We start from the raw sequence: 13,777 nt of genomic DNA, 5'->3' as shown, positions 1-13,777 counted from the left end.
TAGGAGCGCACCAGGTGCACGCCCACCCGGCAGAACCGATCAGCGATCGCGCTTCTTCATCTCGCGGATCATGCGCTGGCGCTTGCGCTTCTGGCTGTCGGTGAGCACGTTCTTCTTGCCAGCGAACGGGTTCTCGCCATCGCGGAAGGCAATGCGTATCGGCGTGCCCTCCAGCTTGTAGCGCTTGCGGAAGAAGTTCTCGAGGTAGCGGCGATACGCTGGCGCGATGTGCTTGGTGCGACTGCCATGGATGACGATGGTCGGCGGATTGCTGCCACCCGGATGGGCAAAACGCAGCTTCGGCGCATGACCGCGTACCAGCGGCGGTTGGTAGCTCTCGTAGGCCTGCTCGAGCGTCTTGGTCAGCTCGGACGAGCCCAACTCCTTGGTGGCTGCACGGTGCGCATTCACGACCGCCTTCATCAGCTCGCGCAGACCCGAGCCGTGCAGCGCGGAGATGAACACGGTCTTGGCCCAGTCGACGAACTGCAGGCGACGCTCCAGCGCACGCTCGCATTGCTCGCGTGCATAGCCGTCCATGCCGTCCCACTTGTTGACGCAGATGACCAGCGCCCTGCCCTCGTCGACGGCATGACCGATCAGCGTGAGGTCCTGGTCGGCCAGGTTTTCGCGCGCATCGACCATCACCACCACGACCTGCGCGGCAGCCATCGATTGCAGCGTCTTGATGACGCTGAACTTCTCCACCGCTTCCTCGACGCGAGCCTTGCGGCGCACACCGGCGGTGTCGATCAAAGTGTATTTGCGGCCGTCGCGCTCCAGCGACACGCGGATCGGATCGCGCGTGGTGCCGGCCACGTTGGAGACGATCAGGCGATCCTCGCCCAACAGGCGATTGATCAGCGTGGACTTGCCTGCATTCGGACGGCCAACGATGGCCACGCGGATGCTGTCGGCCTCGCTGGGATCGACTTCTTCGTGTTCTTCTTCAGGCAGCAAGGTGATCGCCGAAGCGACCAGGTCGTCGGTGCCGCGGTTATGCGAGGCAGCGAGCGGCAGCGTGTTGGCAATGCCGAACACGGCAAACTCCGCCATCGCGTTCTGCAGATCGAGGCCGTCCGTCTTGTTGACGCCGGCGATGATCGGCTTGCCGCTGCGACGAAGCTCATCAAGGATGGTGCGGTCCTGCGGCAGCAGGCCATCACGGGCGTCGACCACGAACACCAACACGCTGGCTTCTTCGATGGCCAGGCGCACCTGTTGCGCGGTCAGGCCGTCGATGCCTTCCTCATCGCCGGACAGGCCGCCGGTGTCCACCACCACGAACGGACGCGTGCCTGTGCGGCACACGCCGTAGTGACGATCTCGCGTGACGCCTGGCATATCAGCCACCAGGGCGTCACGACTGCGCGTCATTGCATTGAATAGGGTCGATTTACCGACATTGGGGCGACCGACCAGGGCAACGACGGGCAGCATGATTCAACAACCTTCTTTAGCGGCGATCAGTGGCCGCCGAGACGGTAAGCGCCGATGCGGCCCTTCACGTCTTCGACGTACACGATGTCACCGACGACCAACGGCTGGGCGCGGATGGCCTTCTTCGACAGGCGCTCGCGTGCGGCCAGCGCACCATCACCCGTCTGCAGGAAGTGCACGTAGCCCTCGAGGTCGCCGACGACGACATAGTCGCCCAGCACGGCCGGCGCGGTGAGCCAGCGGTACTTCAGCGCATCGTTCTTCCACATGTCGGCACCGCCGCTCTTATCGAAGGCCCACACCTGGGACTCGTCGTTCACGCCATAAACGGCGTTGTCGCTGATGTCCAACGAGGTGAAGGTCGAGAACGGACGTCCCCACAGCGGGCGACCGCTGGGGCCGTCGAACGCGGCGACGTTGCCGTGATAGGCGGCGCTGTAGAGCGTGGTGCCCTGGAGCAGGATCGAACCGTCAGCATCGGCCAGGCGATCGATTTCGGTACGGCCTTCGCCGCTGGCGAGCGTCTGCTCCCAGAGCTTCTCGCCGTTGTCCAGGCGCAGCGCGACGAGCTTGCCGCCATCGTTGCCGTAGAACACCACGCCGTTGGCAACCAGCAACGGGCCATTGCCGCGCAGGCTGAGCAGCGGCACGGAATCCTGGTCGTACACCCAGCGACGTTCGCCGTTGGCGCTGTCAAAGCCGTACAGACGGCCATCCTGCGTGCGTGCAATGACGAGGTTGCCGGAGATGACCGGCGAGGAAATCACTTCGGAATTGACGACCGATTCCCAGCGCGGGCTGCCGTCCTTTGCATTGATGCCGTACACATGGCCGTCGAGCGTGCCGACCACGAGCAGGTCGCCCGAGACCATCGGGCCGCCGGCGTACAACGCATCGGCGCGCTTCTTGTCGCCCCAGCCGAACCAGCCCTGGGTGCGCGAACTCTTCGACCACAGCGTCTTGCCGCTGGTAGCGTCGATGGCGGCGATCTTGCCGTCGGTGCTGCAAGCGTAGAGCACACCATCGGCAAAGGCCGGGCGCAAGCGCACGCCGCTGTCGCCAGCACCGTCACCCACGCTGGTGGTCCACAGCTTGGTCACCTGCGTGGTGGGCTTGAAATCCTTGGCCAGCGGAGTCGGCGGCTGGACGTTTTCCTTCTTGAACGAATGACAGCCGGCCAGGACCACCAGAGAGGTCAGCGCCACCAGCCAAACGCGCTTCATCGCACCGCGCTTCTTCACTTCAGGTTTCATGCACCCTGCTTCCCGGCCACGGCCAGATCATCGATTTTCATCTGCACGCTTTGCGGCGCGTTCTCGCCCATCGCCGCCTTGGCGGCTTCGTATGCCTTGCGGGCATCGTCTGGGCGCCCAAGCTTGACCAGCGCATCGCCGCGTAGTTCCTGCGAGATGCCTTCGTACGTCTTGGGCGGCATGCGATCGAGCGCGGCAATGGCGTCAGCGCCCTTGCCCTGGCCCAGCAGCACGCGCGCAATGCGCATCTGCGACAGCGCCTTCAGGTTCGGATCGGACGCATGGTTCTCGGCCCAGCCGAGCGACTCAATGGCCTTGTCCAGCTGCTTGGCCTGCACCTGGCGTTCCGCGCGATCGCTCACGGCGAATACGGCATAGGTCGAATCGGCGTAATCCTTGAGCAATTGCTCCGTCAGCGCGTCGGCGTTGTCGGTCTTGCCCGACGCCGCGGCGACCTGGATCTGCTGGTAAAGGTTGGCGGCGTCGGCCTGATGCTCTGCCTTGTGCTTGTTCCACTGCTGCCAGCCGAAGATGCCGACCAGGCCAATCGCGATGCCGACGACGATGGACAGGCCGTTCTGGCGCAACCACTGCTGTACGCGTTCGCTCTGTTCGTAATCGTCGTACGCTTCAAATGCCATGCAATCACCCTTGGGGAACCGCACATCGAAGGCACCTGGCGGCGCCCGTCATGCGGAAAAGAAATCAGCCCGACTTGCCCGCTCGCTGCCGAGCGGACAATGGGCAAGCATAACCGATTGCGCCAGGCCGCACAGGCCCGGCGCGAGACTCAGGCGCCTGCGGGGGCGGCCTTGCCGTCGTGCATCTCGATGCGGAAATGCGCGACATTGGAACGGCGATAGCTGTCCAGCGCCATGGGCTGGCCATCCAGCATCACCTGGGCACCACCGGCGTTGCCGATGCGCACTTCCAGCGGCTGGTCGCTGTGGTAGGTCTTGGAGCTGCCGGCCGGCAGCAGGCCGTATTCGAGACGCGAGCCGTCCTTGCTGGTAACTTCCACCCAGCTGGCGTTCTGCAGGTTAAGCACCAGGCTGTGGGCGCCCGCGCCCGTCGACGCGCTTGCCACCGGAGCAGCGGGCTGCGGCGCGGCGTGGCTGTCGCCAAGATTCGGGAACGGCGTCATGGACGCCATCAACGGCTGTTCCTGCGCAGGCGCGGCGGCCTGGGTGGAATCCGGCGCAGGCGTTGTCGCCGTGCCGGGCGTACCTTCCTGCGAATTGGGTACGGAAGCGACAGCGGACGACGCTACGGTACCGCTGCTCACCGGTGCATCGATCTGGGCCACCGGCGCGGCATCCAGCGGCGCCAGATGACTGACATCGCGATCCAGCGTGCCACGCACGCCGAGCCAGATGGTCGGCACCACGATGGCCGCGGTCAACACCACATACGTTGCAGCGCGTGCGTAGTTCTCGAGCAGGTAGCGCGAGTGCGAAATACCACCGGTGGCCACCAGCGTGGGCTCAGGCGTCCTGATGCGATCGAGCTCGACCTTGACCTCGTCCTCGTCCACGCCCAGATAGCGCGCGTACTTGGTGAGGTAGCCGCCCAGATACACATGATGGTCGATGCCGCCGTACTCGTTGCTCTCGATCTGCTTGAGCACGCGGGTCGGCAGGCGCAGGGCATGCGCGCAGGTTTCGACATCAAGCCCACGAGCTTCGCGCGCAGCGCGCAAGCGCCCGCCAAGGGTGCCCTTGATCGCGTCCAGCGAGTTGTGTTCGGTTTCCATGGTGGCGTTGGGCGCTTGGGTAAATGGAAATTCTCGGTTGCCGCTATTGGCCGAATTTGACTGCTGAGAGGTCATTGGCGTGCGGTTGCGTCGAGGGCGCGGGCCTGCTCCGAATCCGGGAACTGGCTTTGCAGTCGCCTGCTGTATGTGAGAGCAGCATCCTTGTTGCCCAACCGTGCTTCGATATCGTGCCCCAGCTTCAGCGAAGCCGCGGTCGGCTGACCCAGCGCATCGAATCGCTGGATGAAGGCACGAGCGCGGAACGCATCGTTCTGAAGATAAAGCACATTGGCGAGCTGATACAACGCCCCGCCGTTCTGCTGGTCGATTTCGATGGCCTTGCGGAAGTCCGCCTCGGCCGACGCCATGTTCTGGGCCTTGGCCTGGCAGATGCCGGCGTTCGTCCAGGCCAGTGAAGGCGTCTGATAGAACGGATCGGCCACCGCCTTCATGAAATACGGCTGGGCTTCGGCCGGCTTGTCCTCGCGGTTGCACAGGAACCAGCCGAGGTTGTTGTTGGTGTCGCCTTTGTCCGGCGCCAACGTGGCAGCCTTGCGGTAATGCAGCTCCGCGTTGGGCATGTCGTTGATGCGCTCGTAGATCACTGCCGCGACGGTGTGCGCCGGCACGTAGGTCGGGTCGAACTGCAAGGCCTTGTTGATCTTGACCAGCGCGTCTTCCAGGTCGCCGTTGGCCATGTACTGCTGGGCCAGCTCGGTGTGGATGCGCGCGCCTTCCTGCTTCTGCTCGGCCTTGGACTGACGGGTGATCTTGCTCCCCTCGGTCGAGCCGTTACCGGTCTTCGATACCGGCACGCACGCCGCCATCGTCATGGCCACGCACGCACTCAGCACAATTCGATCAAGCCGCATGACTCGCCCCTTCGTCCAGACGCTTGCGAAATTCGGCCTGGCGACGGGTGCGGTCCAATACCTGCCCTTTGAGCTGGCCACATGCCGCATCGATGTCGTCGCCGCGGGTACGACGCAACATGGTCAGCACGTTGGCATTGAGCAACTGGGTCTGGAAGGCGCGGATGGTCTCGGCGTCGGAGCGCTCGAAACGCGTGCCAGGAAATGGATTGAACGGAATCAGGTTGACCTTGCACGTGGGCATGCGGCGCATCAGCTTGATCAGCTGGCGGGCGTGCTCGGGCTGGTCGTTCACACCCTTCATGAGGGTGTATTCGAAAGTGATCGAGGTGCGCGGCTTACGATCCAGCCAGCGCTGGCACGACGCCATCAGCTCGGCGATGGGATAACGCTTGTTGAGCGGCACCAGTTCGGTGCGCAGCTCGTCATTCGCGGCATGCAGCGACACCGCCAGCGACACGTCGATGGTTTCCGAAAGCTTGTCGATCATCGGCACCAGACCAGCGGTGGACAGCGTGACGCGCTTGGAGGCCAGGCCGAAGCCCAGGTCGTCGCGCATCAGGCTCATGGCCTTGGTGACGTTGTCGAAGTTCAGCAGCGGCTCGCCCATGCCCATCATCACCACGTTGGTGATGCGGCGGTTCTGGTGCGTGATGTTGCCGAGGTATTTGGCCGCCACCCACATCTGGCCGATGATTTCGGCCGTGGAAAGGTTGCGGTTGAAGCCCTGCGTCGCGGTGGAGCAGAACTGGCAGTTCAGGCCGCAACCCACCTGCGAAGACACGCACAGCGTGCCGCGGGTGGGCTCGGGGATGTACACCGCCTCGACGGCGTTGCCGCCGTCCATGCCGAGCAGCCACTTGTGCGTGCCGTCGGCAGCGCCCTTGTCGAACATGGTCTTAGGCGGGCCGACATAGCACGACGCTTCGAGCTTCGCCCGAAGCGCCTTGCCCACGTCGGTCATGTTTTCAAAGTTGTCTTCCAGGCGGTGGTAGATCCACTTCATCACCTGCTCGGCGCGGTACGGCTTCTCGCCAAGTTGCGCAAAGAAGTCACGCAGGCCCTGTCGATCGAAATCGAGCAGGTTGACCTTGTCGGTGGTGATGGTGGGTACGGCCTGGTCAGTCATTTTGAAATTTGCGGCTCATCGCCGCCCTCTGGTCCTTTCGCTCTTCGATGGAACGCGATGTCTTTTGAAACGTGCGGCCCTGCGGCCGCTTTTGACGTTCGCGTTCCCCGAAGAACGCTTTCATTCATTACCGCGGATGAACTTCCGTCGTCGCGAAGAAGTACGCAATTTCGACAGCAGCCGTGTCGGCAGCGTCGGAACCATGCACAGCGTTCGCATCGATGGAATCGGCGAAGTCGGCGCGGATCGTGCCCGGCGCGGCGTCCTTCGGATTGGTGGCACCCATCAGGTCACGATTCTTCAGGATCGCGCCTTCGCCCTGCAGGACCTGGATCATCACCGGGCCAGAGATCATGAATTCGACGAGCGCGTTGAAGAACGGACGCTCCTTGTGCACGGCGTAGAAGCCTTCGGCTTCGGCGCGCGACAGCTGCTTCATCTTCGAAGCGATGACCTTCAGGCCAGCCTTTTCGAAGCGTGCGTAGATTTCGCCGATCACGTTCTTGGCAACAGCGTCGGGCTTGATGATGGAAAGGGTGCGCTCCAGCGCCATGAGGGTCTGCTCCGGAAAAAACTGGTATCTGAGTGGGCGGGCCGGTCGTTACCGGCGAACTTACGCCAAATCCTGCCTAGATATGCGGATTTAGCTCACGAAAGTTTGACAGATTCTACCTGATACGCAAGCCGCACGCTGGGATTTTGACACCCCCTTGAAACGACCGTTTGACGGGCGCAAATCGTCCCGCGTATCCTCAAACGATCGTTTGATTCCTGCCCCGGGGTTGCGGACCATGTCAGTCTCAAGTGCTTCCATGCCCACCAAGGAACGCATTCTCGGTGCCGCTGAGGAATTGTTCGCCCGGCACGGCTTCGAAGGCGCCTCGCTGCGCCAGCTTACCGCGGCTGCGGGCGTCAACCTGGCCGCCGTGAATTACCACTTCGGCTCCAAGGACCGCCTGATCGAAGAGGTGTTCCGCCGCCGCCTGGACCAGCTCAACGGCCGCCGTATGGCCGCCCTGCAGAAGATCGCCGGCGAGCCGGACACCACCATCGAGGACGTGCTGGCCGCCTTCATCGTGCCTGCACTGGAGCTTTCCCACGATGGCAACGGCTCGCTGTTCATGCGCGTGCTGGCGCGCGCATTCGCCGAGCACGACGACACCCTTCGCAAGTTCCTGTCGGACAACTACGGCCATGTGATGCGCCAGTTCACCGCCGAATTCGCCCGCCTGTTGCCGCACCTGAGCAAGGAAGAGCTGTACTGGCGCGTGGACCTGGTGACCGGTGCCCTGACGCACGCCATGTCGGGCTTCGGCATGATCCAGCGCAAGAGTGACGTGCCCGAAGAGCGCCATCGCGAGCAGACCGCGGCGCACCTCATCCGCTTCGCCGCCTCGGGCCTGAAGTCCCCCTGATTTCGTCACACCCATTCCCTTCGGCCGCCACGGCCGTTCGTCTCACCACCAGCGTTTCGCATTACGGAGAAGCCAATGACCGCTCCATCCACCCCCAAAGCGCTACGTATCCGCAAGGCTGCGGTACTGGGCGCCGGCGTCATGGGCGCGCAGATTGCCGCGCACCTGAGCAATGCCGGCGTGGAAACCGTGCTGTTCGACCTGCCCGCCAAGGACGGTCCCAAGAGCGGCATCGCGCTGAAGGCCATCGCCAACCTGCAGAAGCTCTCGCCTGCCCCGCTGGCCGACAAGAATGTCGCCGCAACGATCATCCCGGCCAACTATGACGAGCACCTTGATCATCTGAAGGACGTCGACCTCGTTATCGAAGCCATCGCCGAACGGATGGACTGGAAGCTGGATCTCTACAAGAAGATCGCTTCGCATCTGTCGCCGACCGCCGTAATCGCGTCCAACACCTCGGGCCTGTCGATCAACCAACTGGCCGAAGCGCTGCCGGAAGAGATGCGCCACCGCTTCAGCGGCGTGCACTTTTTCAACCCGCCGCGTTACATGCACCTGGTCGAATTGATTCCGACCAGGCTGACCGACAAGAACGTATTGGAAGGTCTCGAAGCGTTCCTCACCACCGCGCTTGGCAAGGGCGTGGTGTACGCCAAGGACACGCCGAACTTCATCGGCAACCGTATCGGCGTGTTCTCGATGCTGGCCACCATGCATCACACGCAGCAATTCGGCCTGGGTTTCGACACCGTCGACGCGCTGACCGGCCCGGCCGTAGGCCGTCCGAAGAGCGCGACCTACCGCACCGCCGACGTCGTGGGCCTGGACACCATGGCGCACGTGATCAAGACCATGGCCGACACGCTGGCCGACGATCCGTGGCATGAGTACTTCAAGGCGCCGGTGTGGCTCTCCGCCCTGATCGAAAAGGGCGCGCTGGGCCAGAAGACCGGCGCGGGCTTCTATCGCAAGGCCGGCAAGGACATCGTCGTGCTCGACGTGGCCAAGCAGGACTATCGCCCGTCGGAACAGAAGGCATCCGACGAAGTGGCAGCGATTCTTGCGATCAAGGATCCGGCCGAGAAATTCGGCAAGCTGCGTGCGTCGAACGATCCGCAGGCGCAGTTCCTGTGGGCGACGTTCCGCGACCTGTTCCACTACTCCGCGTATCACCTGGCCGACATCGCCGACACCGCGCGCGACGTCGACTTCGCCATCCGCTGGGGCTATGGCTGGAAGCTCGGTCCGTTCGAGACCTGGCAGGCCGCCGGCTGGCAGCAGGTGGCCGGCTGGATCGCCGAAGACATCGCCGCCGGCAAGGCCATGAGCAAGGCGCCGCTGCCGGCGTGGGTCACCGACGGCCGCAACGGCGTTCATGGCAAGAACGGCTCGTACTCGGCCAGCGCCAACACCGACAAGCCGCGTTCGCAGCATCCGGTGTACCAGCGCCAGTTGTTCCCCGATCCGATCCTGGGCGAGAAGTTCGACCAGGGCACCACGGTGTGGGAGAACGACGGCGTACGCCTGTGGACGCTGGGCGACGACGGCGTGGGCATCATCTCGTTCAAGACCAAGATGAACACCGTCAACGACCACGTGCTCGACGGCGTGCAGCAGGCGATCGACGTCGCCGAGCAGCAGCTCAAGGCCGTGGTGATCTGGCAGACCGGCGAGCCGTTCTCGGCAGGCGCGGATCTGAAGGGCGCGCTGGGCCTGCTGCAGGCCGGCAAGTTCGACGACTTCGAGAAGATGGTCGCCAACTTCCAGGCCACCAGCATGCGCATCAAGCATTCGCTGGTGCCGGTGGTGTCGGCCGTGCGCGGTCTCGCCCTCGGTGGCGGCTGCGAATTCCAGATGCATTCGGCACGTACCGTCGCCGCGCTGGAAAGCTATATCGGTCTCGTGGAAGCGGGCGTGGGCCTGCTGCCGGCTGGTGGTGGCCTGCATGAATTGGCCATCCGCGCGGCGAAGGCGAATCCGGAAGATCCGTTCGAAGCGCTGAAGAAGGTGTTCGAAACCGTTGCCATGGCGAAGGTGTCGGGCAGCGCGATGGAAGCCAAGCAGTTGGGCCTGCTGCGCGACAGCGACATCGTCGTCTTCAACGCCTACGAACTGCTGTACGTCGCCAAGAAGGTGGCGCTGTCGCTGGCCGAGAGCGGCTGGCGTCCGCCGATGATGGCTCGCAACATCCCGGTCGCCGGCGATGTGGGCACGGCCACTTTCCAGGCGTCGCTGGCCAATCTTGCAGAAGGCTATTTCGCTTCGCCGCATGATGTGGCGATCGCCACGCGCATCGCGGACACGCTGTGCGGCGGCAAGATCGAGCGCGGTTCGCAGGTGGACGAGGAATGGCTGCTGCAGCTGGAACGCAAGCACTTCGTGGAGCTGGCCAAGACGGAGAAGACCCAGGCCCGCATCGCACACACCATGACCACGGGCAAACCATTGAGGAACTAGTGAGCGCGCAAGCGCGCAGGAGTGAGAAGTGAGAAAGAGCTGTGTTTCCTCTCACTACTCGCTCCTCTCCCCTCACTACTTATCCATCCTCGCCTGATATCTGGAGTTCCCAATGACCAAGCAAGTGCAAGACGCCTACATCGTCGCCGCCACCCGCACGCCGGTCGGCAAGGCGCCGCGCGGCGTATTCCGCAACACCCGTCCGGACGACATGCTCGCCCACGTGATCCGCGCCGTGATGGCACAGGCGCCGGGCATCGATCCGCATCGCATCGAAGACGTGATCGTCGGCTGCGCCATGCCCGAAGCCGAGCAAGGGATGAACGTGGCACGCATCGGCGCCCTGCTCGCCGGCCTGCCGTATACCGTGCCGGGCGTCACCATCAATCGCTTCTGCTCATCGGGCGTGCAGGCCATCGCCATGGCCGCCGATCGCATCCAGCTCGGCGTGGCCGACCTGATGATCGCCGCCGGCACCGAGAGCATGAGCATGGTGCCGATGATGGGCCACAAGGTGGCGATGAATCCCGCCATCTTTGCCAACAAGGAAGACGTCGCCATCGCCTACGGCATGGGCATCACCGCCGAGAAGGTGGCCGAGCAGTGGAAGGTCACGCGCGAACAGCAGGATGCGTTCGCGGTGGAAAGCCATCGCCGCGCACTGGCCGCCATCGCTGCCGGCGAGTTCAAGGACGAGATCACCCCGTTCCAGCTTGATGATCATTACCCCAACCTCGAAACGCGCGGCATTGTCACCGACAGCCGCGTGATCGACACCGACGAAGGCCCGCGCGCCGGCACCACGCTGGAAGTGCTCGGCAAGCTGCGCACCGTGTTCCGCAACGACAAGTTCGGCGGCTCCGTGACTGCTGGCAACTCCTCGCAGATGTCCGACGGCGCCGGCGCCCTGCTGCTGGCCAGCGAGAAGGCCATCAAGGAATTCAATCTCACCCCGATCGGCCGTTTCGTCGGCTACTCGGTGGCGGGCGTGAAGCCGGAAGTGATGGGCATCGGTCCCAAGGAAGCCATTCCGAAGGCGCTCAAGCAGGTGGGCCTCACCAAGGACCAGCTGGACTGGATCGAACTCAACGAAGCCTTCGCCGCGCAGGCGCTGGCGGTGGTCGGCGATCTCGGCCTCGATCCGGCCAAGGTCAACCCGCTGGGCGGCGCCATCGCGCTCGGCCATCCGCTGGGCGCCACCGGCGCCATCCGCGCCGCCACGCTGCTGCACGGCATGCGCCGCCGCAAGCAGAAGTACGGCATGGTGACCATGTGCATCGGCACCGGCATGGGCGCGGCGGGCGTGTTCGAAGCGCTCTGATTCGGCGCTTCATGCAATATGCGAAAGGCGCCGTAGCGATACGGCGTCTTTTTTTTCGTTCACTGCACTGCAACCTCACCGCGACACCAGCACCCCCTCACCGTCATTCCTGCGAAAGCAGGAATCCAGCGACTTTAAGGTTTCCCTGCACCGCAAGAAAGGCACTGGATTCCTGCTTTCGCAGGAATGACGGTTTCTATGGGCTTGCCAATACCATGAGGGTTTTCGCGCCACCGAAAGCACCTGTGGCCATTCAACTCAACGCCGCAAGCTGCCGCGCCACGTAAAGCGTGAGGAAGATGGCCATCACCACCAGCAGCACGGCCATGCCGCGTGCCGTCCACGAGTCGCCGTAGATCGACGTATCGGCCGCCTCGATCGCCTTGCGATTGCGATAGAAACGCACCGTGGCGCCCACGATCATCAACGCCCCCACCAGCAGCAAGCCCAGGCCCAGCCACTGCGAGGCGCGCGTGTGCAGCGTTTGCGTCACGCCGGCGACCGCGCGCGACGTGAACAGCAGGAAGATGTCGAAGCGTTCCAGCAGGAAGCCGAACGCCATGACCGAGATCGCGGTACGCACCCAGGCGAGATAGGTGCGCTCGTTGGCCGAATGGTCGGTGAAATGGGGTATCACGGCACATCCTTTGGTGAGGAGCCCTGCCGGTGAGCATCATGCCATGACCCGTCTCACGGGACCGCAGATCGAGCCTGGCCTGAGCCGCGCTACAATCACAGGCCACGTTTTCCGGACGCTCCACGCATGCGCAATCCCCTGCAGGAACAGCTACTCAAGGCCGGCCTCGCCAAGAAGGGCAAGGTGGACCAGATTGCGCGCGACCAGGCCAAGCAGCGCCAGGGCAAGCCCGCGGCCGCCGAAGCGGTCGAGAAGATCGATACCCAGCGCCTGCAGGCCGAACGCGCCGAGCGCGATCGCGCCCTTGCTGCCGAGCGCAACGCGCAGGCCCATGCCCGCGAGATCGCCGCGCAGGTGCGCCAGATCATCGAGGCCAACAAGGTGAAGCGCGAGGGCGAGATCAGCTATCGCTTCACCGACGGGGACAAGATGCAGAGCGTGCTGGTGAATGAAGCGCTGCGCACGCAACTTGCTAAGGGCGCCCTGGTCATCGTGCGGCTGGGCGACGGCTACGAGTTGGTTCCGCGCATCGCCGCCGAGAAGATTCGCGAGCGCGACGTCACGGCCATCGTGCTCGATCACGGCCGGAAGACCGAAAGCGCACCGGCCAGCGAAGACGACGAGTTCTACAGCCAGTTCAAGGTGCCCGACGATCTCATCTGGTAAGTGCGCAAGAAACGGAGTGTCACCGCTGTCGCTGCCGGCTAGTTTTCGAGGTCTCGCCAACTGACGCGCCGACCATGCACGCACGACTCACCGACTCGCCAAGCCCATCCATCGCCTCGCGCATCGACGCCATCGACTGGCCGGCGCTTCTGTCCGATCTCGATGCGCGCGGCAACACGATCATTCAAGGCTTGCTCGACCCGGCGTCGTGCCGCGACATCGCCGCCCAGTACGCCAACGAATCGCTGTACCGAAGCCGCGTGGTGATGGCGCGCCACCACTTTGGCCTGGGCGAATACAAGTACTTTCGCTATCCCCTGCCCGCCCCCGTGCAAGCCTTGCGCAGTGCGTTCTATCCACGCCTTGCGCCGCTCGCCAACCAGTGGAACGTGCGCATGGGCATCGACGTTCAATATCCAGCCACGCACGAGGCTTTCCTCGCGCGATGCCACGACGCCGGCCAGACGCGTCCCACGCCTCTGCTGCTCAGGTACGGCGCCGGCGACTACAACTGCCTGCATCAGGACCTTTACGGCGAACACGTGTTTCCGTTGCAGGTCGCCATTCTGTTATCCGAACCGAGCGTGGATTTCACCGGCGGCGAGTTCGTGCTGACCGAGCAACGCCCACGCATGCAGTCGCGCGTCGAAGTCGTGCCCTTGCGCCAAGGCGATGCTGTCATCTTCGCGGTCAACCAGCGCCCCGTCGCCGGTACGCGCGGCTCCTACCGGGTGACCATGCGCCATGGCGTAAGCCGCCTGCGCAGCGGACAGCGGCACACACTGGGCGTGATCTTTCACGATGCCCATTAGCCAGGACTGGCCGCCATCC

13 protein-coding genes are annotated in these 13,777 nt (G+C 63.9%); 5 read left to right on the top strand and 8 right to left on the bottom strand.

Features of this window, described 5'->3' with window-relative positions:
• Positions 1-39: 39 nt before the first annotated feature.
• From der to ndk, 7 genes are all read right to left on the bottom strand, one after another.
• The gene (der, locus tag ABIC75_RS00510) at positions 40-1,440 is read right to left on the bottom strand and encodes a ribosome biogenesis GTPase Der (RefSeq protein ID WP_354011905.1); all 1,401 of its coding nucleotides are present in this window, start codon (positions 1,438-1,440) and stop codon (positions 40-42) included.
• A 26-nt stretch (positions 1,441-1,466) separates the two neighbouring features.
• Positions 1,467-2,693, bottom strand: coding sequence for an outer membrane protein assembly factor BamB (gene bamB / locus ABIC75_RS00505; protein ID WP_354011904.1), 1,227 nt, complete (start codon positions 2,691-2,693; stop codon positions 1,467-1,469).
• A complete protein-coding gene (locus ABIC75_RS00500) occupies positions 2,690-3,334 on the bottom strand; it encodes a YfgM family protein (RefSeq protein WP_354011903.1) in 645 nt (214 codons plus the stop codon). The genes bamB and ABIC75_RS00500 overlap by 4 nt, the downstream gene beginning before the upstream one ends.
• Before the next feature lie 149 nt (positions 3,335-3,483).
• Positions 3,484-4,446 carry a RodZ domain-containing protein gene (locus ABIC75_RS00495; protein WP_354011902.1) on the bottom strand — a complete coding sequence of 321 codons (963 nt, stop codon included), beginning with the start codon at positions 4,444-4,446 and terminating at the stop codon, positions 3,484-3,486.
• 71 nt (positions 4,447-4,517) lie between these two features.
• A complete protein-coding gene (gene pilW, locus ABIC75_RS00490) occupies positions 4,518-5,318 on the bottom strand; it encodes a type IV pilus biogenesis/stability protein PilW (RefSeq protein ID WP_354011901.1) in 801 nt (266 codons plus the stop codon).
• Complete coding sequence (rlmN, locus tag ABIC75_RS00485) at positions 5,308-6,447, bottom strand: 23S rRNA (adenine(2503)-C(2))-methyltransferase RlmN (RefSeq protein WP_354011900.1); 1,140 nt, start codon at positions 6,445-6,447, stop codon at positions 5,308-5,310. The genes pilW and rlmN overlap by 11 nt, the downstream gene beginning before the upstream one ends.
• 127 nt (positions 6,448-6,574) lie before the next feature.
• The gene (gene ndk / locus ABIC75_RS00480; RefSeq protein ID WP_354011899.1) at positions 6,575-7,000 is read right to left on the bottom strand and encodes a nucleoside-diphosphate kinase; all 426 of its coding nucleotides are present in this window, start codon (positions 6,998-7,000) and stop codon (positions 6,575-6,577) included.
• Between the two features lie 238 nt (positions 7,001-7,238).
• Here ndk and ABIC75_RS00475 point away from each other — a divergent pair, with 238 nt between their 5' ends.
• From ABIC75_RS00475 to ABIC75_RS00465, 3 genes are all read left to right on the top strand, one after another.
• Positions 7,239-7,862 (top strand): TetR/AcrR family transcriptional regulator, encoded by a 624-nt coding sequence (locus tag ABIC75_RS00475; protein ID WP_354011898.1) that lies wholly within the window; start codon positions 7,239-7,241, stop codon positions 7,860-7,862.
• A gap of 75 nt (positions 7,863-7,937) precedes the next feature.
• Positions 7,938-10,322 (top strand): 3-hydroxyacyl-CoA dehydrogenase/enoyl-CoA hydratase family protein, encoded by a 2,385-nt coding sequence (locus ABIC75_RS00470; RefSeq protein ID WP_354011897.1) that lies wholly within the window; start codon positions 7,938-7,940, stop codon positions 10,320-10,322.
• 112 nt (positions 10,323-10,434) lie between these two features.
• Positions 10,435-11,643: an acetyl-CoA C-acyltransferase gene (locus ABIC75_RS00465; protein WP_354011896.1), complete on the top strand. Its 1,209-nt coding sequence runs from the start codon at positions 10,435-10,437 to the stop codon at positions 11,641-11,643.
• A 253-nt stretch (positions 11,644-11,896) separates the two neighbouring features.
• On the opposite strand, the gene ABIC75_RS00460 is transcribed toward ABIC75_RS00465, so the two are convergent.
• Entirely contained in the window at positions 11,897-12,280 is a 384-nt protein-coding gene (locus ABIC75_RS00460; RefSeq protein WP_354011895.1) for a YidH family protein, read from the bottom strand.
• Between the two features lie 126 nt (positions 12,281-12,406).
• Between ABIC75_RS00460 and ABIC75_RS00455 the strand changes: the two genes are divergently transcribed.
• Together ABIC75_RS00455 and ABIC75_RS00450 are read left to right on the top strand one after the other, a co-directional pair.
• A complete protein-coding gene (locus ABIC75_RS00455; RefSeq protein ID WP_354011894.1) occupies positions 12,407-12,946 on the top strand; it encodes a DUF2058 domain-containing protein in 540 nt (179 codons plus the stop codon).
• Positions 12,947-13,020: 74 nt separating this feature from the next.
• On the top strand, positions 13,021-13,758 hold the full coding sequence (locus ABIC75_RS00450; RefSeq protein WP_354011893.1) for a 2OG-Fe(II) oxygenase: 738 nt from the start codon (positions 13,021-13,023) through the stop codon (positions 13,756-13,758).
• The last annotated feature ends 19 nt before the right edge of the window (positions 13,759-13,777 follow it).

The sequence above is a fragment of the Dyella japonica genome (assembly GCF_040545895.1).
Lineage (GTDB): Bacteria > Pseudomonadota > Gammaproteobacteria > Xanthomonadales > Rhodanobacteraceae > Dyella > Dyella japonica_D.
The sequence above is the reverse complement of the archived record's forward strand: the minus strand, read 5'-3'. Positions and strand labels throughout refer to the sequence as shown.